This is a genomic window from Jatrophihabitans sp. (genome assembly GCF_036000465.1).
Lineage (GTDB): Bacteria > Actinomycetota > Actinomycetes > Mycobacteriales > Jatrophihabitantaceae > Jatrophihabitans.
The window spans coordinates 123,379-143,639 of the sequence record NZ_DASYFV010000011.1; the positions used below are offsets into that span (position 1 = coordinate 123,379).

Genomic DNA, 20,261 nt, shown 5'->3' on the forward strand with positions numbered 1-20,261 from the left:
CCCATACCCTGCGACCGAGCGGCGCAAACCCTGGTCGCGGTAATCGGACATAAGCCCATGAGCGGTACAGAACCTTCCGGCGGCGGTCTCGAACCGTTCGTCAATGACGCCGAAACGCTGCGAGGCGGACCGTGCGCGGGATTACTCTCTGTGCAGCTTCCGGGGGCAAGGAGTGAGTGAGCACGTGTTCCAGCGACGGCGCCTGACCGCCGCCGTGACGCTGACAGCTGTCACCGTCACGTGGGCTGTGCTCGTCGCGCCCGGCTCCCCGGGCAACGCCGCCGCCCCGGTCGACGGCATCCAGCGCGTGTCGGTCAGGTCCGACGGCGCGCAGGTCAATGCGGACAGCCTGCAGGAGGCGATGTCGGCCGACGGCACCCAGGTGGCGTTCGTCAGCAGCGGAAACCTGGCGCCGGGGCAGTTCAATGCCTACGGCGGCAATACCTACCAGTCGGTCTTCGTGCGCGACACGACGACGGGCAAGACGGTGCAGCTCAGCGTTGGTGAGACCTCGCAGGTCACCGCGGACGGGCTCGTCTACACGCCGAACGGCTACGCGCCCGCCGGCCGCAGCCTGCACCCCAGCATCTCGGCCGACGGCCGTTACGTCTCCTTCGTCACGGAGTCCGGCTCGGGAGTCGTCGGCACCGCGCAGGGCTACGTCGGCAGCGTCGTGGTGTGCGACCGCGACCCCGACGGCAACAAGGTGTTCGACGACGTGCAGCCCGGCACGAACTACCCGAACTTCCGCTGCGTGGTCGTCTCGGCCCTCGCCCGCACCCTCGACAACATGGGCGCCTCGCGACCCGAACTCGACAACGCGGCCGACCGGATCGCGTGGTCCGACGGGTGCTCCGAATGCATCACCAGCACTCACTACGTCGACCTCCCGCGCTCCGCCGGCCAGCTGATTCCCCCGAACACCGGGACGGTGACGGTGCCGAACACCTACACCGACGCCGACAACGCGACGGTCGACTCGAACGACATCGACGAGGCGAGCCTGTCCGGCGACGGCTCGCACATCGTCGCGGTCGCGATCGGAACCACAGCGACGCCCGCCCGGCGGGCGATCGTGAAGTACGACATCCCGTTCGGCTCGGTCACGAACCCTCTTGTGGAGATCGACGCCAGCAACACCACGCCGGGCCGGTTCTTCAACACCGCCACCGCGACGGTGCAGGTCGACCACCCGCGGCTGAGCGACGACGGCCGCTACGTGGTCTTCGACTCGCCGTCGCCGACGAACACGATCGACCAGGCCTGGCTGGTCGACACCACGCAGGTCGCCACACAGCTGCGGAGCACGCTGGTGTCGGTCGGGACGGCGGCGGGGCAGGAGGTCGACGGGCTGTTCCCCACCATCTCCGGCGACGGCCGCTACATCGCCTTCCTGAGCGACCAGACGCTGGCCCACGACGGAAAGACAGTCACGTCATCCAGTACGAGCTGCCTACCGCCACTCCAATCCGCCCATGTCGTCGCAGGCTCGAGCGAAACGCAGTGCCAGGTCGTGGTTCGTGACCGGGTACTCGACGCCGCTCGCGCGGCCGCCGGCCTGGCGCCGCTGCGCGGCCACCTGGCGTCGCCGAGCACGTCAAACGCATGCCCTGGCAAGTTCTGCGTTTCCTCGGGCACCAGCATCGGCCCGCTGTCGCTGTCCGAGACCGGCTACCGGGTTGCGTACAACTCCTACGCCAACGACATCGTCGCCAAAGACACGAACACGTCCGACTCCTATGCGACGCCCGCGGCCGACGTGTTCGTGCGCACCTGGCTGCCGACGGCCACGGTGAGCCCGCCGGTCTTCGGCAACGTCCGGGTGGGCAGCACGGTCGAGAAGCTCGTGACGCTGACGGTGAAGGGCTTCGGCCCGATCCCGATCAGCCGCACCGACCTCGGCACCGGCTCGGGCTCGTCGTTCACCGACAACGGGTTCACCTGCTTCCCGACGACCGCGGGGCTGACAACCTGCACCGTCTCGATCAGCTTCTCGCCGCTGTTCCCGGGCAAGCAGACCGGATCGGTCGAGATCTTCACCCTGGATCCGTCGACGAAGAAGTTCACCGCGCCGATCACGGCCACCGGCGTGCGGGTGCCGCCGACGAAGTCGGCGCCGGGCGACACGACGCGCACGTCGGTCACCGGCACCGGAACCGGTACCCAGGCCGCCGATGGCGGCGGGTCGTCGATGATCTCGGGCAACGGCCGCTGGGACGTCTTCACCAGCGTCGACAACCTCACCGGCCGCCCGACGACGAGCACCAACCCCTACCAGCAGCCGACCTACGTCTACGTCCGCGACCTGGCCGATCCGCAGCACACGATCCAGATCAGCCTGCACGCCCAGCCCGGCACCGACCCGACGCAGCCGACCCGGCCGCACGCCGAGAAGGGCGCGCCGACCGCGCCGAGCCCGAACGGCCCGAGCTACACCCCGAGCATCTCCGACGACGGACGGTTCGTCTCGTTCATCACCTCCGCGACCGACATCGTCCCCACGCCGCGCTTCAGCTCGGGCGTGCTCGTGGTCTGCGACCGCGATCCCAACGGCAACGGCGTCTTCGACGAGGTCCAGCCGGGCACCCAGGTCCCCGACTACGTCTGCTACGGGGTCGACGCGGCCACCGACTCGTCCGGCCCGTCCCTCAGCATCAGCGCCAACACGCCGCGGCTGTCCGGCGACGGCACCCGCATCGCCTGGACGCAGTTCACCGGCACCCAGCCCTTCGAGCGCGTCGAGTACGCCGACTTGTCGGTCAAGGGCGGTCCGCTGCAGGCGCCGACGAACTACCAGAGCGTCTTCGTCAACGCCGTCCCGGGTTTCGACGGTGCGGCGACGATGGATCCGGTGCTCTCGCAGGACGGCCGGCAGCTCGTGCTCGTGGCCCAGGCGCCAGGGGGTGGCGACCTCCCGCCGACCGCGATCGTCGAGGTCGACCTGGGTAACGGCACTCGCACCCGGCTCGACCGCGTACCCGGGACGACGTCGGTCTTCATCGGCGACACCGGACGCGTGGCCAACCCGGCGATGTCGTCGAACGGATCGGTCGTCGCGTTCGAGGGCAGCCCCGGCTTCCAGACCGGGTCGATCTACGTCGCCCGCCTCGCCGGGAGCACCGTCACCACCTTCGTCGGATCGCGCAACAACTCCGGCATCGACGACACCGGGTTCAGCCCGGCGCTGTCGGGCGACGGCCGCTACCTCGCCTTCGTGACCGGGGCGCCCAACATGCACAACGGTGTCGACGTGCCGACGACCGAGGGGTGCGGCGGCACCGACGGGCCGGCGCCGATCGCCTGCCAGGTGGTCGCCCGCGACCTGACCCGCGACGCGCAGCGCGCCGCGGCCGGCCAGTCGTTCCTGCCCGGCGAGCTGGTGTCGGTGAGCGTCCGGGCCGACTGCGGCACCCAGCCGGCCGGCGTCAGCTGCGGCGGCAACGCACCGTCCGGCAATCCGTCCATCGACCTCATCGGCTCCGAGATCGGGTTCGACTCCGACGCCAACGACCTCGTCCCGGGCGACACCAACGACACCACCACCTCCGCCACCGGCGACTCCTTCGTGCACACCTGGCGCCCTACCCTGACCGCCGCACCGGTGGCCTTCGGCAACGTCGTCGTCCACGCCACCAGCACCCGCAGCTTCGGCGTCTCCGCCGGCGGGTTCGGGCCGGTCACCATCGCCGGTCTACAGCTCAGCGGTGTGAACGCGAGCGACTTCGCGGTGACCGCCACGACCTGCACCGGCGGGATCCTGCACGCCAAGATCGCGAGCGATCCCGGCACGGGCAACGTGTGCACAGCGACGGTCACCTTCACGCCGGCGGCGTTGGGCCCGCGCAGCGGCTTCCTGTCGGTGCGGGCCGGACCGAACGTCTACCCGGTCGTCGACCCGCTGGCGATCCGGCCGTTGACCGGGACCGGGACGACGAGGTCGACCGTGCCCCAGATCGGGCTGAACCCGACGACGCTCAACTTCGGGTCGGACATCCCGCTGCACCTGCCCGGCAAGAAGAAGACGATCGTCGTGAGCAACCCGGGCGGCGGCACGCTGACGATCACCGGCGTGACCGTCACCGACACCACCGTGCCGGGCGCGAAGAACGATTACACGGTCGACACGTCGAAGTGCTCCGGGGGCGTCCCCGCCGGCGGTACCTGCACGATCACGGTCACGTTCATCGGGCACGCCGTCGGGCTGCGGCCGGGGATCATCGTCATCTCCGACAACGCGAGTGGTGGCCCGGTGCAGGTCACCGTCATCGCCAACGTCCCCAAGCCGACGATCACGGTGAACCCGGCGGTCACGCCGACCGGGCGGGTCGTGACGGTGAGCGGCGTCGGCTTCGCCCCGAACACCACCGTGTCCCTCGCCTTCACGACGTCGGTCGAGCAGGCCGACGCGAAGGTCGACGCGAAGGGCGCGTTCGCTGCGCCGCTGGTGATCTTCTCGAACTCCGACGAGGGCCCGCGCACGATCCGGGCCACCACGCTGCTGGCCGACCCGAGCATCGCCGCGACGACGCCGTTGCTGGTGGCGCTGGGCACGCTCGAGTCGCCCACGCTGGTGATCCGCCACTGACGCGGACGGTCCGGCTCAACCCAGCGGGGCCACGTTCACGTTGCGGGTGAAGACGTTGTCCGGATCCCAGCTCCGCTTCAACGCCGCCAGCCGGAGGTGACGGTCGACCCCGTACGCCTGCGCGCTCGGCACGTGGCCCATGTCCATCCCGACGTGCGGGCCCCCCACGCTCGACGGCAGCAGCCGCGCGCGGGTCGCGGCCAGCCACTCGCGCTGGGGCGGCGCCTCGGCCTCGTCCGACCAGCGGACCATGCCGCCGACGAGGTAGGTCGCCAGACGGTTCGGGGCGGCGGTGGCCATCGGCGCGACGCGGCTGACCGCGCCGCCCATGTGGTCGATGTGCAGCTCGCAGGAACCGGCGGGCACGGCGTGGAACTGCTCGACGACGGCGTCGACGGCCCGGTCGTCGAGTTCGGGCAGGTAGACCGAGGCGACGTCGGCGTGGGCGCCGGCCGGGTAGGCCGCATCGGTCCGGGACTGCACCGCCACGTAAGGCTGGGCGACGAGCAGGTCGCGCAGCACCGGAGCCACCGTCCGCAGCGGTCGCACCAACGCCTCGGCCGAGCTCGGCGGCCCGACGCACACCACGGTGACCGCCACGACCGGCCCTGTCGGCCGATCCACCCCCTGCGCCTCGAGCGACGACTGACGGGCGCTGATCAGGCTGAGCCGCGTCGAGACGTCCTCGCGCAGGCCGGCGGTCCAGTCGCGGTAGAAGCGGACGAGCCGCTCGGCGTGCTCGGCGGCGAAGACGAGCGCGCCCGACAGCACCGGCCCCGGCAGCGGGCGCAGCCGGAACGTCAGCGAGGTCACCACGCCGAAGTTGCCGCCGCCACCGCGCAGGCCCCACAGCAGTTCGGTGTTCTGATCGCCCGACGCGGTGACGAGCCGGCCGTCCGCGGTCACGACGTCGGCGCTGACCAGGTTGTCGCAGGCCAGGCCGTAGGCCCGCCGCAGGTGGCCGTAGCCGCCGCCGATCGTCGAGCCGGCGACGCCGATGCGGCTGACCGGCAGGCCGGGCACGGCGAGACCGAACGCCTGCGTGGCCGGGTCGAGCTCGCCCCACGTCGCCCCGGCGGAGACGACCGCGGTACCCGCCCGCGGGTCGACGCTCACCCCGTTCATCGGCCGCAGGTCGAGCATCAGGCCGTTCTCGCAGCTGGCCGTGCCGGACGGCGTGTACCCGCCGCCGCGCACCGCGAGCGGCAGGTCGTGGGTCCGGGCGAAGGCGATGCCCAGGGCCACGTCGCGCGGCGTGGTGCCGGCGAGGATCACCGCCGGCCGCAGCTGGCGATTGCGGTTCCAGACCTGGTGGGCCGCATCGAAATCGGCGTGGTCGGGGAGCAGCACCTCCCCGTCGACCGCGGCGGCGAGAGCGTCCAGATCGGAGGGCGAGAGGCCGCCCGACATGTCGGCCCCGGTGGGTTGACGGGCGTTTCGTCCCGCCGATCGACGCCGTCCGGGATCCACCGTGTTCACCGCCTGAAAGCGGCGCTTGCTCTCACAGGGCATGGCGACTTTCCTCGAGACCCGTGGGCACGGGCCGGGAACTGGTCTGGATCTTGCCGAGCATAGGGCAACGGGCCGGGCCGGAGCGTCGGTGGCGACTACTAATCTCGAAGGCGTGCCCGACCCGTCGACCTACCGTCCTGCCCCGGGGACGATCCCGCTCGAACCCGGCGTCTACAAGTTCCGCGACGAGCGCGGTCGGGTCATCTACGTCGGCAAGGCCAAGAGCCTGCGGCAGCGACTCAACTCCTACTTCGCCGACATCGCCGGGCTGCACCAGCGCACCCGCCAGATGGTCACCTCGGCGGCGTCGGTCGAGTGGACCGTCGTGCGCACCGAGGTCGAGGCCCTGCAACTCGAGTACACCTGGATCAAGGAGTTCGACCCGCGCTTCAACGTCCGCTACCGCGACGACAAGTCCTACCCCTCGCTGGCCGTGACCCTGTACGAGGAGTACCCGCGCCTGCAGGTCATGCGCGGCCCCAAGCGCAAGGGGGTGCGTTACTTCGGGCCGTACTCCCACGCGTGGGCGATCCGCGAGACTCTCGACCTGCTGCTGCATGTCTTCCCGGCCCGCACCTGCTCGGCCGGCGTGTTCAAGCGGGCCGGTCAGGTCGGGCGGCCCTGCCTGCTCGGCTACATCGGCAAGTGCAGCGCGCCGTGCGTCGGGCACGTCACCGCCGACGAGCACCGCGAGATCGTCGACGACTTCTGCGACTTCATGGCCGGGCGCACCGAGCACATGATGAAGCGCCTCGAGCGCCGCATGGTCGAGGCCAGCGACGAGCTGCAGTTCGAGCTCGCCGCCCGCCTGCGCGACGACCTGGAGGCCCTGCGCCGCGCGATGGAGAAGCAGGCCATCGTGTTCAGCGACGGCACCGACGCCGACGTCGTGGCCTTCGCCGAGGACGATCTCGAGGCCGCGGTGCAGGTGTTCCACGTGCGCGGCGGGCGGGTGCGCGGCCAGCGGGGCTGGGTCGTCGACCGGCTCGAGGAGATGTCGACGGGCGACCTCGTCGAGCAGTTTGTCACCCAGTTCTACGGCCTGTTTGACGACGACGGTTCCGAGATCCCGCGCGAGGTCCTCGTCCCGGTCATGCCCGACGACGCCGGCGCGCTCGGCGAGTGGCTCAGCGAGCGGCGCGGCTCGCGGGTCTCGCTGCGGGTGCCGCAGCGGGGTGACAAGCGGGCGCTCGCCGAGACCGTGCGGCGCAACGCCGCCCAGGCGCTCAACCAGCACAAGCTGAAGCGGGCCTCCGACCTCACCGCGCGGTCGCGCGCCCTCGGTGAGCTGCAGGAGACGCTGGACCTGCCGACCTCACCGCTGCGCATCGAGTGCTTCGACATCAGCCACGTGCAGGGCACCAACGTCGTCGCGAGCATGGTCGTGTTCGAGGACGGTCTGGCCCGCAAGAGCGAGTACCGCCGCTTCGCCCTGCGCGAGACGGGCGAGGGCACCGGTGACGTCCAGTGGATCGCCGAGGTGGTGCGCCGCCGCTTCGCCCGCTACCTCGACGAGCAGGTCGCCGAGGGCGCCGATGCCGACACCGACCCGAGCGCCGAGCGGGCCGAGGGGGAGTACGCCGGGCCGCGACCGGGCATCGACCCGACCACCGGGCGGCCGCGCAAGTTCGCCTACCCGCCGAACCTGCTGGTCGTCGACGGCGGCGCCCCGCAGGTCGCCGCGGCCCAGGAGGTGTTCGACGAGCTGGGCATCGACGACGTCGCACTCGTCGGGCTGGCCAAGCGGCTCGAGGAGGTCTGGCTGCCCGGCCAGGCGTACCCGGCGATCCTGCCGCGCACGTCCGAGGGGCTGTACCTGCTGCAGCGGGTGCGCGACGAGGCGCACCGCTTCGCCATCACCTATCACCGGCAGAAGCGGTCGAAGGCGATGACGGTGTCGGCGCTCGACGGCATCCCCGGGCTGGGCGAGACCCGGCGCAAGGCGCTGATGCGTCGCTTCGGTTCGCTGAAGAAGCTGCGGGCGGCGTCGGTCGACGAGCTGACGGAGGTCCCCGGCATCGGCCGGCGCACGGCCGAGGCGATCGTCGCGGCGCTGGCGGCCGACGCGCCGGCCACGCCGACGGTGAACGTGACGACCGGTGAGGTGCTCGACGACGGGCCGCGAGAGGATGGGCGCTCCGACGGCGAGGCAGGGGCGACATGACGGAATCTCAGGGCGCGCTGGAGACGGTGATCATCACCGGGCTGTCCGGTGCCGGGCGCAGCGCGGCCGCGAAGTGCTTCGAGGACCTCGGCTTCTTCGTGGTCGACAACCTGCCGCCGGAGCTCATCGGCACGCTCGTCGAGCTGGGCAGCCGCAGCCAGGGCGCCGTCACCCGGCTCGCCGTCGTGATGGATGTGCGCAGCCGGGCGTTCACCAAGGACCTGCGCACCGTCATCCGCGAACTCGCCGACCGCCGCACCCGCCCGCGCGTGCTGTTCCTCGAGGCCACCGACGACGTCCTGGTGCGGCGCTTCGAGAACGTCCGGCGCGAGCACCCGCTGCAGGGCAACGGCCGGCTCTCCGACGGCATCGCCGCCGAGCGGGCGCTGCTCGCCCCGCTGCGCGACGAGGCCGACCTCGTCATCGACACCAGTGCTCGCTCGGTGCACGAGCTGCGCCGCTCGATCGAGTCGGCCTTCACCGGCGGCGAGGGCATGGTCGAGCGGCCGCGGCTGCGGGCCACCGTGCTGTCGTTCGGCTACAAGTACGGCCTGCCGGTCGACGCCGACCTCGTCGTCGACGTGCGCTTCCTGCCCAACCCGCACTGGATCCCGGAGCTGCGCGAACTCACCGGCCAGGACGCTCCGGTGCGCGACTACGTGCTCTCCCAGGCCGGGGCGAGCGACTTCCTCGACCTCTACACCCAGCTGCTGCAGATCATCGGTGCCGGCTACACCCGCGAGAACAAGCGCTACCTCACCCTCGCCGTCGGCTGCACCGGCGGCAAGCACCGCTCGGTCGCGATGTCGCAGCAGCTGGCCGACCGCCTCACCAACATGGGCGTGCAGGCCACCGTCGTCCATCGGGATCTGGGGCGCGAGTAGTGAAAGCGGTTGCGCTCGGGGGCGGGCACGGGCTGCACGCAGCGCTGTGCGCGCTGAGGCTCATCACCGACGATCTCACCGCCGTCGTCACCGTGGCCGACGACGGCGGATCGTCGGGGCGCATCCGGCGCGAACTGAACGTGTTGCCGCCCGGCGACCTCAGAATGGCGCTGGCCGCCCTCGCCGGCGACGAGCCCGAACACCAGGCCTGGGTCGAGCTGCTGCAGCACCGACTCGGCGGCACCGGCGCGCTCGCCGGTCACCCGGTCGGCAACATGATGCTCACCGGCCTGCTCGAACGCGACGACGACGCCGTCGCGGCCCTCGAACGGCTGGCCCGGCTCGTCGGCGCGGTCGGCCGGGTGCTGCCGATGAGCCCGGTGCCGCTCGACCTCGAGGGCATCGCCGACCGCTTCGACCCGGACGACCCCGACCGAACCCGACGCATCCGGGGCCAGTCGTCCATCGCGGCCACCCCCGGGCGCGTGCGCTCCGTCCGCCTGCTGCCCGCGGGCGCGCCGGCCTGCGCCGACGCCGTCGACGCCGTGCGCGAGGCCGATCTGGTCGTGCTCGGCCCCGGTTCGTGGTTCACCAGCGTGATTCCGCACCTTTTGTTACGGGAACTCGGCAAGACGCTCGCGAGCGCGACTGCCAAGATCGTGGTCGTGCTCAATCTGGTGCCCCAGGTCGGTGAGACCGACGACTACGAGCCGCACGAGCTGCTGCGCCTGCTCGAAACGCACGCCGAGCCGTTCGGCCGGCTGCGCATCGACGCGGTGCTCGCCGACACCGAGTCGCTGCTCGATCCGGAGGAACTCGACCGGTACGTGTCCGGGATCGGCGCGCGTCTCGTAGTGTGTGAACTCGCCGCCGACGACAGTGTGGAGCGGCACGACCCGGTACGGCTGAGTGAAGCGATTCGCGACGTGCTCGGCGCCGGACCAGGTGGAGGATTGCACGCATGGCGATGACAGCCGCGGTGAAGGACGAGCTCAGCCGGGTTCCGGTGAGTCGCATGTCGGCCCGCAAGGCCGAGCTCGCCACGATGCTGCGCTTCGCCGGCGCCCTGCACCTCATCGGCGGTCACATCGTCATCGAGGCCGAGCTCGACACCGGCTCGGTGGCGCGCCGCCTGCGCAAGGAGATCGCCGACATCTTCGGGCACGGCTCCGAGGTGCAGATCGTGGCCGGCGGCGGCATCCGCAAGGGCAGCCGCTACCTCGTCCGCGTCACGAAGGACGGCGAGCGGCTCGCCCGCCAGGCCGGCCTGGTCGACCTCCGCGGCCGTCCGGTCAAGGGCCTCCCGCACCACGTCGTGGCCGGCGGCGTCGCCGACGCCGAGGCGGCCTGGCGCGGCGCGTTCCTCGCGCACGGCTCGCTCACCGAGCCCGGTCGGGCCTGCTCGCTCGAGATCACCTGCCCGTCGGCCGAGGCCGCGCTCGCCCTCGTCGGCGTCGGCCGCCGCCTCGGCGTGTCGGCCAAGGCCCGCGAGGTGCGCGGCGGCGACCGCGTGCTCGTCCGCGACGGCGACGCCATCGGCGCCCTGCTCACCCGCATCGGCGCCCACGAATCGGTGATGGCCTGGGAGGAGCGGCGCATGCGTCGCGAGGTCCGCGCCACCGCCAACCGGCTGGCCAACTTCGACGACGCCAACCTGCGCCGCTCGGCCCGCGCGGCCGTGGCCGCCGGCGCCCGGGTGCAGCGGGCCATGGAGATTCTCGGCGACGACGCCCCCGACCACCTGCTGCAGGCCGGCCGGCTCCGGCTCGAGCACTCGCAGGCCTCGCTCGAGGAACTCGGCGCGCTCTCCGACCCGGTGATGACCAAGGACGCCGTGGCCGGTCGCATCCGCCGCCTCCTCGCCATGGCCGACAAGCGGGCGAGCGACCAGGGAATCCCGGACACCGAGTCCGCCGTAACGCCGGACATGCTCCAGCCGTAACCCCCGGTACGACCCGATAGGGTCGGGGCTGATCGCCATACCTGTCAGCCGAACGAGGAGCAGCGCAGTGACCGTACGTGTGGGCATCAACGGATTCGGTCGGATCGGCCGTAACTTCTTCCGCGCCGTCGCCGCGTCCGGCGCCGACATCGAGATCGTCGGCGTGAACGACCTCACCGACAACGACACCCTCGCGCACCTGCTCAAGTACGACTCGATCCTCGGGCGCTTCCCGGGCGACGTCACCGCGACGGCCGACGAGATCGCCGTCGACGGCGCCGCGTTCAAGGCCTTCGCCTTCCGCGACCCGGCCCAGCTGCCCTGGGGCGACATCGGTGCCGACGTCGTCATCGAGTCGACCGGCATCTTCACCGACGCCACCAAGGCCAAGGTGCACGTCGACGGCGGCGCGAAGAAGGTCATCATCTCCGCGCCGGCCAGCAACGAGGACGTCACCGTCGTCATGGGCGTGAACCACGAGGACTACGACCCCGCGAAGCACACCGTCATCTCCAACGCGTCGTGCACCACGAACTGCCTCGGCCCCCTGGCCAAGGTGCTCAACGACGGCTGGGGCATCGAGCGCGGCCTCATGACCACGATCCACGCCTACACCCAGGACCAGAACCTGCAGGACGGCCCGCACAAGGACCTCCGGCGGGCCCGTGCGGCCGCGCTCAACATCGTCCCGACGAGCACGGGGGCGGCCAAGGCCATCGGCCTCGTGCTGCCCGAGCTCAAGGGCAAGCTCGACGGCTACGCGCTGCGCGTCCCGATCCCCACCGGCTCGGCGACCGACCTCACCGTCACGCTGGGCAAGGCGGCCTCGGTCGAGGAGATCAAGGCGGCCTACAAGGCGGCGGCCGAGGGCCCGCTGAAGGGCTACCTCTCCTACACCGAGGCGCCGATCGTCAGCTCCGACATCGTCACCGACCCGGCGTCGTGCATCTTCGACGCCGGCCTGACCAAGGTCATCGGTGACCAGGTCAAGGTCGTCGGCTGGTACGACAACGAGTGGGGCTACTCGAACCGCCTCGTCGACCTCAGCCTGCTCGTCGGTTCCTCGCTGTAGGACTCGGGCGATGAAGACCCTCGACGACCTGATCAAGCACTCCGGCGGCAAGCTCGACGGGCGGCGCATCCTCGTCCGCTCCGACCTCAACGTGCCGCTGACCACGGAAGGCAAGGTCGGCGACGACGGCCGCATCCGGGCGTCGCTGCCGGTGCTGGCCAAGCTGCTCGACCACGGCGCGCGGGTGATCGTCACCGCGCACCTCGGCCGGCCCAAGGGTGCGCCCGACGCCAAGTACTCGCTGCGCCCCGTCGCCGACCGGCTCGCCCAGCTGCTGGGCCGCCCGGTCGGGTTCGCCCTCGACACCGTCGGCGAGAGCGCGCGCCTGCTGGCGAGCGAGCTCAAGGACGGCGAGCTGCTGCTGCTCGAGAACGTGCGGTTCAACCCGGGCGAGACGAGCAAGGACGACGCCGAGCGGCTCGCCTTCGCGCGCGGCCTCGAACGGCTGACCGGCGGCGAGGACGAGGGCGGCGCCTTCGTCGAGGACGCCTTCGGTGCGGTGCACCGCAAGCACGCGTCGGTCTACGACATCGCCACGCTCCTGCCGCACTACTGCGGCGACCTCGTGCGCGACGAGCTCCAGGTTCTGCAGCAGCTCACCGGTGAGCCGAAGCGCCCCTACGTCGTCGTGCTCGGCGGGTCGAAGGTCAGCGACAAGCTCGCCGTCATCGAGTCGCTCCTGCCCAAGGTCGATCGCCTGCTCGTCGGGGGCGGCATGTGCTTCACGTTCCTCGCCGCGCAGGGCCACGAGGTCGGTGACTCGCTGCTGGAGGCCGATCAGATCGACAACTGCCGCCGGCTGCTCGAGGAATCCGGCGACAAGATCGTGCTGCCGACCGACGTCGTCGTCGCCGCCGAGATCAGTGACGACGCGCCGACGCAGACCGTGCCGGCCACCGAGATCCCGCCCGGTGGCAAGGGACTCGACATCGGGTCCGACTCGGTGCAGGCCTTCGCCGCCGCACTCGACGGCGCCCGGACCGTGTTCTGGAACGGCCCGATGGGCGTGTTCGAGGTCGCGCCGTTCGCGGCCGGCACGAAGGGCGTCGCCGAGGCCGTGGCCGCGTCTTCCGGGTTGTCCGTCGTCGGCGGCGGTGACTCCGCCGCCGCCGTGCGCGCGCTCGGGCTCGACGTCAACGGGTTCGGACACATCTCCACCGGCGGCGGCGCGTCGCTGGAATACCTCGAGGGCAAGGAACTCCCCGGTGTCGCCGTTCTGGAAACGATCTGACGTGGCCAAGGAGTCACGCAAGCCCCTGCCGCCGATCGAGGGCCGCCGTCCCCTCATCGCCGGCAACTGGAAGATGAACTACAACCACCTCGAGGGCATCGCGCTCGTCCAGAAGCTGATCTTCAGCCTCAACGAGGAGCAGACGCACCGGGTCGAGGTCGCCGTGCTGCCACCGTTCATCAGCCTGCGCAGCGTGCAGACGCTCATCGACGGCGACCGCGTCCCGATCAAGTTCGGCGGTCAGGATCTCTCCCCGCACGACGCCGGCGCCTACACCGGCGACATCAGCGGCGCGATGCTGGCCAAGCTCGGGTGCACCTTCGTGATCGTCGGGCACTCCGAACGGCGCGAGTACCACCACGAGGACGACGCCGTCGTGAACTCCAAGGTCGTCGCCGCGTACCGCACCGGCGTCACGCCGATCCTGTGCGTGGGCGAGACCCTCGACGTCCGCGAGGCCGGCGAGCAGATCGCGCACACCACCGCACAACTCACCGCGGCCCTCGAGGGCATCACCGCCGAGCAGGCCGAGACGCTCGTCGTCGCCTACGAGCCGGTCTGGGCGATCGGCACCGGCAAGGTGGCCACCCCCGACGACGCCCAGGAGGTCTGCGGCGCGCTGCGGGCCCGGCTCGGCGAGCTCTACTCGAGCGCCCTCGCCGACAAGATCCGCATCCTCTACGGCGGGTCGGTCAAGGCCAACAACGCCGCCGAGCTCCTGGGCCGGCCCGATGTCGACGGCGCGCTCGTCGGCGGCGCGAGCCTCGACCCCGAGGAGTTTGCGGCGATCTGCATCGCGGCGGGGGAGCCGGCACCGGTTTCCGGAGCCCCGGCTTGAGCCGGTGCGCCCCATCGGTCGATACGCCAGGTAATCTTTGCGGGCAGGCCGATTCCCGTCCTGCGTTCGGCTACAGCGAAGGCAACCGACGATGATTATGACGCTCTCCATCGTGCTCATCATTGCGAGCCTGATGCTGATCGTTCTCGTTCTGCTGCATCGCGGCAAGGGCGGCGGTCTCTCCTCGATGCTGGGTGGCTCGTTCTACTCGAGCCTGTCCGGCTCGTCGGTCGTCGAGCGCAACCTCGACCGCCTGACGGTCATCGCGGGCGCCGTCTGGGCGATCTCCATCATCGGGCTCTGCCTGCTCTACAAGAACCAGGCCTGACCCACACGCTTCCTGCGGCACGACCGAACACTCTCGAGAGGGGACGTACGTGGCTGGTGGTAGTGCCATCCGGGGCAGCCGAGTCGGCGCCGGGCCGATGGGCGAGAACGAGCGCGGGGAGTCGGCGCCGCGGCAGTTGGTATCCTTCTTCTGCGCCAACGGTCACGAGGTCCGTCCGGCATTCTCGCTCGACGCCGCGCTGCCCGACACCTGGGACTGCCCGCGCTGCGGCTATCCCGCCGGCCGGCAGTCCGAAGCGCCGCCGAGCGCACCGCGCAACGAGCCCTACAAGACCCACCTCGCCTACGTGAAGGAACGGCGCACCGACGAGGACGGCGCCGCCATCCTCGAAGAGGCGCTCGCCCGGCTGCGGGCCCGTCGCGGCGAGAGCTGACCCGGGCCGCCTTGCTCCCGGGTGAAAAGGTCGTCCTCGTAGCGCCACGGCCGGCGGACGCCGCCGAGCTGCACGCGGAGCTCTACGAGGACGTCCTGATCCGCTCGTCGGCCGACAACCGGCCCTGGGTGCCGATCGGCCCCGAGCGATCACCGCTCGCGATCGACCCGCCGCACGACGACACCGCCCTGTTCTCCGTCCGCGACCGGGCCGACGACGCCCTCGCCGGGCAGGCTCTGCTGTGGGCGATCAACACCCATTCGCGGAGCGCGCACATCGGCATCGCGTTGCGCCCGGCCTGCCGCGGCCGCGGCTTCGCCGCCGACGTCCTCGACATCCTGGCCCGCTACGCCTTCCGCATCCGCGGCCTGAACCGCGTGTCGCTGGAGACGCTCGGCTCCAACGCGCCCATGATCGCCGCCGCGCGCCGGGCCGGCTTCCGCCACGAGGGCACCCTGCGCGAGGGCGCGTGGGTCGACGGCGCGTTCCGCGACGAGGTCGTCTACGGTCTGCTCGCCTCCGAATGGCCGTCGCCCGCCTGAGTTGCTGCGGGCGAGCGGGCCCGCGCCCGGTTGAGGCGGAACCGGCCAGGTCGCAACGACTGATTGCACGTTGATCGACTCGCCCGCACCAGGTCGGTGGGCCTGCTCCGAGCGCGATGATCGGGCGCACGGCGCGGAGGGTCGCGGGCGCGTCCGAGCGCAGTGCGGCTAGTTCGGCAGTTGCGAGGCGGCGGCCGCGTCGACGAGCCAGAGGGTGCGCCGCCGGCCGCGCGGGCCGGCGGACGGCACCTCGACCCGATCGGCGCCGCCCAGCGCGCGGGCCACCGCCTCGGCCTTGCCGTCACCCGACGCGACGACCCAGATCTCCTCGGCGGCGTCGAGCGCCGGGAAGGTGAGCGAGATGCGGGTGGGCGGCGGCTTGGGGGAGTCGTGCACGGCGATCACCGCCCGGTCGCTGACCCGCGGGCCGGGGTGACCCGGGAACAGCGAGGCGCAGTGTCCGTCCGGGCCGATGCCGAGCAGCACGACGTCGAAGTGCGGCACGTCGCCGTCGGTCGCGAGCGCGGTCAGGTCGGCGGCGTAGGCCGCGGCGGCGTCCTCGACCGAGTCGAACCCGGCGTCGGACGGCGGCATCGGGTGCACGTGATCGGCCGCGACCGGCACGTGGTCGAGCAGCTTCGCCCGGGCCGGCCGCTCGTTGCGGTCGTCGGAGTCGGCGGCGACGTAGCGCTCGTCGCCCCACCAGACGTGCACCCGCGACCAGTCGAGATCGGTCGGCTCGGCCATCGCGGCGAGCACCGCTTCGAGGATGCTGCCGCCGGTGATGACCAGGTGCGCGACGCCTCGGGCCTGCACGGCCGCGGCGAGTGTCACCCTGGCGCGCGCGGCGGTGTTGGCCGCGAGCTGATCGGCGTCGGCCTCGACGACGACCTCTGGTTCGGCGGCCATCAGCCGGCCTTGTCGGCGGTCTTGGGATCCTCGGCCGCGGCCGGGTCGTGCCAGATGTGCTGGCGCTGCGGCGGGTTGGCCTCGATCCCCTCGACGCCGGTGAAGTTGGACAGCGCCTCGGCGTAGATGTGGTCGTGGTCGAGACGCCGCAGCTCCTCGGCGAGCAACTCGCCGAGCGGGCGCTCGCCGAACGGCATGAACGAGTCCTCCTGGCCCTCGCGCCGCAGCACGAGGCTGCTGCCCTCGAGCTTGGCCGTCGTCGAGCCGTTCGCGAACCCGATCTCGACCCCACTCACCGGCTCGTCGTCGGTGCCCACGACCTCGACGTCCATGCCGAGACGCGCCGAGAGCCATCCGGCCAGCAAGCGGGCCGACGGCTCGTTGGCCCCACCCTTCACGGTCGCCCGCTGCGGCCGCTGCCGCACGCCGTCGAAGGCCGACGCGAGCGCGGCCCGCCACGGGGTGAGCCGGGTCCAGGCGAGATCGGTGTCGCCGGGGGCGAAGTCCTCGGCCCGCTGCTGCAGCGCGACGTTGGGATCGGCGGCGCGGAGGACGTCGGTGATACGTCGCTCGGCGAACACCCCGAGCGGGTCGTAGGCGATCTTCTCCGGCGGCTGGCCGTGCCACCACGTGACGACCGGCGCGTCGGGCGCGAGCAGCGGCAGCGTGACCGACTCGGCGTGCAGCGCGAGGCGGCCGTACATGCGCATGACCACGGCCTCGCCCGGACCGAGACGTCCACCGATGGTGACCTCGGCGTCGAGGCGGGGCACCGGGGCGTCGATCTGGCGGCGGATCACCATCAGCATGCGCATCGGGTGCCGGCTGGCGGCGATGCTCGCGGCCTCCTCGGCCTCCTCGACATCCTGGTGGTCGACGACGACGACGAGCGTCAGCGCCATGCCGCTGGTGACCGCGCCACCCGTGCGCCGCTCGGCGGCCAGGGCCTTGACCACGGCGGTTCCCGTGGTGTCCCAGAGTGTCGTCATGGTCGTCTCCACTGCCGGCCGTCGCGGGCAAGCATCTGGTCGGCCTCCTTCGGGCCCCACTCGCCGGCGCGGTAGAGGTACGGGTCGTGGCCGGCCCAGAACTCCTCGAGCGGGTCGATGACGCGCCACGACGCCTCGACCTCCTCGCTGCGGGGGAAGAGCGTCGCGTCGCCGACCAGCACGTCGAGGATCAGCCGCTCGTAGGCCTCGGGGGAGGATTCGGTGAACGCCTCGCCGTAGAGGAAGTCCATGGCGACGTCGCGCACCTCCATCGCGCTGCCCGGCACCTTGGAGCCGAACTTCAACGTGACGCCCTCGTCGGGCTGCACCCGGATGACCAGCTGGTTGTGGCCGAGCTCCTGGGTGTCGGTCTTGCTGAACGGCAGGTGCGGAGCCTTCTTGAACAGCACGCTGATCTCGGTGACCCGCTTCGGCAGCCGCTTACCGGTACGCATGTAGAACGGCACACCGGCCCAGCGACGGGTCTCGACGCCGAGGCGCACCGCGGCGTAGGTCTCCGTCTGCGAGTCCTCGGGGATGCCGTCCTCGTCGCGGAAGGCCACGGCCCGCTCGCCGGCGAGCCAGCCCTGGTCGTACTGACCGCGGACGGCGTACGTCTCGAGGTCGGTCGGCAGCGAGATGGCCCGCAGCGCCTTGAGCTTCTCGATACGGACGGCCTCGGGGGAGAACTCGACCGGCTCCTCCATCGCGGTCAGCGCGAGCAGCTGCAGCAGGTGGTTCTGCAGGACGTCGCGGGCCGCGCCGGTGGCCTGGTAGAACGCGGCCCGGCCGCCGATGCCGACGTCCTCGGCCATGGTGATCTGCACCGAGTCGACGTAGTTGCCGTTCCAGACCGGCTCGAACAACTGGTTGGCGAAGCGCAGCGCCAGCAGGTTCTGCACCGTCTCCTTACCGAGGTAGTGATCGATGCGGTAGACGTCGCGCGGGGGGAAGACGTTGTCGACGAGGTTGTTGAGCTCCAGCGCGCTCGGCAGGTCGTGCCCGAACGGCTTCTCCACGACCACACGACGCCAGCCGCCCGCCTGCTTGGCGTCGGACAGCCCGGTGCGCTGCATCTGGTTCAGGACGTTCGGGAACAGCTTCGGCGGGATCGACAGGTAGAACGCGGCGTTGCCCTGGATGCCGTGCGAGGTCTTGAGATCGTCCATCACCTTGACGAGTTCGTCGATCGCCTTGTCGTCGTCGAACGAGCCCTCGACGAAGCGGGTGTTGCTCGCCAGGCGCTTCCACACCTCCTCGTTCCACGAGGTGCGGGCGTGCTCCTTGGCGCTCTTGCGGGCCAGCGTCTCGAAGGTGCCGCCGCCGGGCCAGTCGGACTTGGAGAAGCCGACCAGCACGAAGTCGGTCGGCAGCAGGCCGCGGTTGGCGAGGTCGTAGACGGCGGCGATCAGCTTCTTGCGGGACAGGTCGCCGCCGATGCCGAAGATGACCAGCGCGCACGGCTCGGGAACCCGCGGCAGCCGGCGGTCGGCCGGATCGCGCAGCGGGTTGACGCCGTCGGCGCCGAACTCGTCGAGCCCGCGCCCGACCGCCGCCGGCGTGGCGGCCCGGCCGCCCGCATCCTGATTGGCGGACGGGCCGTCGCCCGGCGGCGTCTGGTTCTTGGCGTCGGCTCCGGGGGAGTCGACCTTCGTCGTCTCCTGGTCGCCCGTCTCGGTGGTTTCGGTCATGAGCGAGCCCCGCGAGCGAAGGACGAACGGGTACGGCCTTCGGCGGCCGGAGCGCAGCGGAGGACGGTCATTTACCGGCGTTGTCCAGCTGCCCGCGGACGCTCTCGGCCAGCTGGGCGTAGGAGTCCTCGAACTTCTGCACGCCCTCCTGCTCGAGGGTCGCGATGACGTCGTCGTAACCGATGCCGAGGGCCTCGAGGTCGGCGAGCACCTTGCGGGCGTCGTCGTACATGCCGTTGATCGTGTCGCCCCGCACCCGGCCGTGGTCGCCCACGGCGTCGAGGGTGGCCTCGGGCATGGTGTTGACCGTGTCGGTCGCGACGAGCTCGACGACGTACATCGTGTCGTCGTAGGACGGGTCCTTGACGCCGGTCGAGGCCCACAGCGGGCGCTGGACGTTGGCGCCGGCCTCGGCCAGCGTCTTCCAGCGGTCGGACGACACGACGGCCTCATAGCGCTCGTAGGCGAGCCGCGCGTTCGCGATGGCCGCCTTGCCCCGCAGGGCCTTCGCCTCGTCCGAACCGATCTTGTCAAGGCGCTTGTCGATCTCGGTGTCGACGCGCGACACGAAGAACGAGGCCACCGAGTAGATCGTCGACAGGTCGATGCCGTCCTTATGAGCCTGCTCGAGACCGGTGAGGTAGGCGTCCATGACCTTGTCGTAGCGGTCCAGGCCGAAGATCAGCGTGACGTTGACGCTGATGCCGGCGGCGGTCGACTTCGCGATCGAGGGCAGGCCCTCCTGGGTGGCCGGGATCTTGATCAGCGCGTTCGGGCGGTTGACGAGCCACCACAGCGCCTTGGCCTCGGCCGTCGTGCGGTCGCTGTCGTGCGCCAGGCGCGGGTCGACCTCGATCGACACCCGGCCGTCGAGGCCGCCGGTGCGGTCGTAGATCGGCCGCAGCAGGTCGCAGCCCCAGCGGATGTCGAAGGCCATCAGCTCGCGGATCGCCTGGTCGAGCTCGATCTCACGCAGCTTGAGGTCGCGGACCTGCTCGTCGTAGGCCTCACCCTTCTCGAGCGCCTTCTGGAAGATCGTCGGGTTGCTGGTCACGCCGACGACGTGCTTCGTGTCGACGAGTTCCTGCAGGTTGCCGCTGTTCAGCCGCTCGCGGCTGATGTCGTCGAGCCAGATCGACACGCCGGCGTCGGACAGTTGGGCGAGTGCGTCGCTCATATT

The 20,261-nt window shown here is 71.2% G+C and carries 16 protein-coding genes; 11 read left to right on the forward strand and 5 right to left on the reverse strand.

Annotation, left to right across the window (positions count from 1 at the left end; translation table 11 throughout):
• Positions 1–172 precede the first annotated feature (172 nt).
• Positions 173–4,585, forward strand: a complete 4,413-nt coding sequence (locus VGN18_RS04005) for a choice-of-anchor D domain-containing protein (RefSeq protein WP_327538348.1) — start codon at positions 173–175, stop codon at positions 4,583–4,585.
• Between the two features lie 15 nt (positions 4,586–4,600).
• Here VGN18_RS04005 and VGN18_RS04010 read toward each other — a convergent pair whose 3' ends face one another.
• Positions 4,601–5,995: an FAD-binding oxidoreductase gene (locus VGN18_RS04010; protein WP_327538349.1), complete on the reverse strand. Its 1,395-nt coding sequence runs from the start codon at positions 5,993–5,995 to the stop codon at positions 4,601–4,603.
• A gap of 214 nt (positions 5,996–6,209) precedes the next feature.
• Here VGN18_RS04010 and uvrC point away from each other — a divergent pair, with 214 nt between their 5' ends.
• The 10 genes from uvrC to VGN18_RS04060 all read left to right on the forward strand — a co-directional run bounded on the left by uvrC (position 6,210) and on the right by VGN18_RS04060 (position 15,492).
• Positions 6,210–8,261 carry an excinuclease ABC subunit UvrC gene (gene uvrC / locus VGN18_RS04015; protein WP_327538350.1) on the forward strand — a complete coding sequence of 684 codons (2,052 nt, stop codon included), beginning with the start codon at positions 6,210–6,212 and terminating at the stop codon, positions 8,259–8,261.
• Complete coding sequence (rapZ, locus tag VGN18_RS04020; protein WP_327538351.1) at positions 8,258–9,145, forward strand: RNase adapter RapZ; 888 nt, start codon at positions 8,258–8,260, stop codon at positions 9,143–9,145. The genes uvrC and rapZ overlap by 4 nt, the downstream gene beginning before the upstream one ends.
• Positions 9,145–10,116: a uridine diphosphate-N-acetylglucosamine-binding protein YvcK gene (locus tag VGN18_RS04025; RefSeq protein WP_327538352.1), complete on the forward strand. Its 972-nt coding sequence runs from the start codon at positions 9,145–9,147 to the stop codon at positions 10,114–10,116. Before rapZ ends, VGN18_RS04025 begins: the two co-directional genes overlap by 1 nt.
• Positions 10,107–11,087 carry a DNA-binding protein WhiA gene (gene whiA / locus VGN18_RS04030; RefSeq protein ID WP_327538353.1) on the forward strand — a complete coding sequence of 327 codons (981 nt, stop codon included), beginning with the start codon at positions 10,107–10,109 and terminating at the stop codon, positions 11,085–11,087. Before VGN18_RS04025 ends, whiA begins: the two co-directional genes overlap by 10 nt.
• 67 nt (positions 11,088–11,154) lie before the next feature.
• Positions 11,155–12,159: a type I glyceraldehyde-3-phosphate dehydrogenase gene (gap, locus tag VGN18_RS04035; protein ID WP_327538354.1), complete on the forward strand. Its 1,005-nt coding sequence runs from the start codon at positions 11,155–11,157 to the stop codon at positions 12,157–12,159.
• A 10-nt stretch (positions 12,160–12,169) separates the two neighbouring features.
• Positions 12,170–13,390, forward strand: coding sequence for a phosphoglycerate kinase (locus VGN18_RS04040; RefSeq protein WP_327538355.1), 1,221 nt, complete (start codon positions 12,170–12,172; stop codon positions 13,388–13,390).
• A gap of 34 nt (positions 13,391–13,424) precedes the next feature.
• On the forward strand, positions 13,425–14,228 hold the full coding sequence (gene tpiA / locus VGN18_RS04045) for a triose-phosphate isomerase (RefSeq protein ID WP_349259830.1): 804 nt from the start codon (positions 13,425–13,427) through the stop codon (positions 14,226–14,228).
• Positions 14,229–14,319: 91 nt separating this feature from the next.
• The gene (gene secG / locus VGN18_RS04050) at positions 14,320–14,556 is read left to right on the forward strand and encodes a preprotein translocase subunit SecG (RefSeq protein ID WP_349259822.1); all 237 of its coding nucleotides are present in this window, start codon (positions 14,320–14,322) and stop codon (positions 14,554–14,556) included.
• 49 nt (positions 14,557–14,605) lie between these two features.
• Positions 14,606–14,950, forward strand: a complete 345-nt coding sequence (locus VGN18_RS04055) for an RNA polymerase-binding protein RbpA (protein ID WP_327538358.1) — start codon at positions 14,606–14,608, stop codon at positions 14,948–14,950.
• 11 nt (positions 14,951–14,961) lie between these two features.
• Positions 14,962–15,492 (forward strand): GNAT family protein, encoded by a 531-nt coding sequence (locus VGN18_RS04060; protein WP_327538359.1) that lies wholly within the window; start codon positions 14,962–14,964, stop codon positions 15,490–15,492.
• Positions 15,493–15,660: 168 nt separating this feature from the next.
• Here the strand turns inward: VGN18_RS04060 and pgl are convergent, their stop codons facing one another.
• From pgl to tal, 4 genes are all read right to left on the reverse strand, one after another.
• On the reverse strand, positions 15,661–16,401 hold the full coding sequence (gene pgl / locus VGN18_RS04065) for a 6-phosphogluconolactonase (RefSeq protein WP_327538360.1): 741 nt from the start codon (positions 16,399–16,401) through the stop codon (positions 15,661–15,663).
• On the reverse strand, positions 16,401–17,390 hold the full coding sequence (locus tag VGN18_RS04070) for a glucose-6-phosphate dehydrogenase assembly protein OpcA (RefSeq protein ID WP_327538361.1): 990 nt from the start codon (positions 17,388–17,390) through the stop codon (positions 16,401–16,403). The genes pgl and VGN18_RS04070 overlap by 1 nt, the downstream gene beginning before the upstream one ends.
• Complete coding sequence (gene zwf / locus VGN18_RS04075; RefSeq protein WP_327538362.1) at positions 17,387–19,081, reverse strand: glucose-6-phosphate dehydrogenase; 1,695 nt, start codon at positions 19,079–19,081, stop codon at positions 17,387–17,389. The genes VGN18_RS04070 and zwf overlap by 4 nt, the downstream gene beginning before the upstream one ends.
• Before the next feature lie 67 nt (positions 19,082–19,148).
• The gene (gene tal / locus VGN18_RS04080; RefSeq protein ID WP_327538363.1) at positions 19,149–20,258 is read right to left on the reverse strand and encodes a transaldolase; all 1,110 of its coding nucleotides are present in this window, start codon (positions 20,256–20,258) and stop codon (positions 19,149–19,151) included.
• Positions 20,259–20,261: the final 3 nt, after the last annotated feature.

Coding starts and splice junctions, on each gene's coding strand:
- VGN18_RS04010 (WP_327538349.1), bottom strand. CDS start 5,995: ATGTCGGGCGGCCTCTCGCCCTCCGATCTGGACGCTCTCGCCGCCGCG.
- rapZ (WP_327538351.1), top strand. CDS start 8,258: ATGACGGAATCTCAGGGCGCGCTGGAGACGGTGATCATCACCGGGCTG.
- whiA (WP_327538353.1), top strand. CDS start 10,107: ATGGCGATGACAGCCGCGGTGAAGGACGAGCTCAGCCGGGTTCCGGTG.
- VGN18_RS04040 (WP_327538355.1), top strand. CDS start 12,170: ATGAAGACCCTCGACGACCTGATCAAGCACTCCGGCGGCAAGCTCGAC.
- secG (WP_349259822.1), top strand. CDS start 14,320: ATGATTATGACGCTCTCCATCGTGCTCATCATTGCGAGCCTGATGCTG.
- pgl (WP_327538360.1), bottom strand. CDS start 16,401: ATGGCCGCCGAACCAGAGGTCGTCGTCGAGGCCGACGCCGATCAGCTC.
- VGN18_RS04070 (WP_327538361.1), bottom strand. CDS start 17,390: ATGACGACACTCTGGGACACCACGGGAACCGCCGTGGTCAAGGCCCTG.
- zwf (WP_327538362.1), bottom strand. CDS start 19,081: ATGACCGAAACCACCGAGACGGGCGACCAGGAGACGACGAAGGTCGAC.
- tal (WP_327538363.1), bottom strand. CDS start 20,258: ATGAGCGACGCACTCGCCCAACTGTCCGACGCCGGCGTGTCGATCTGG.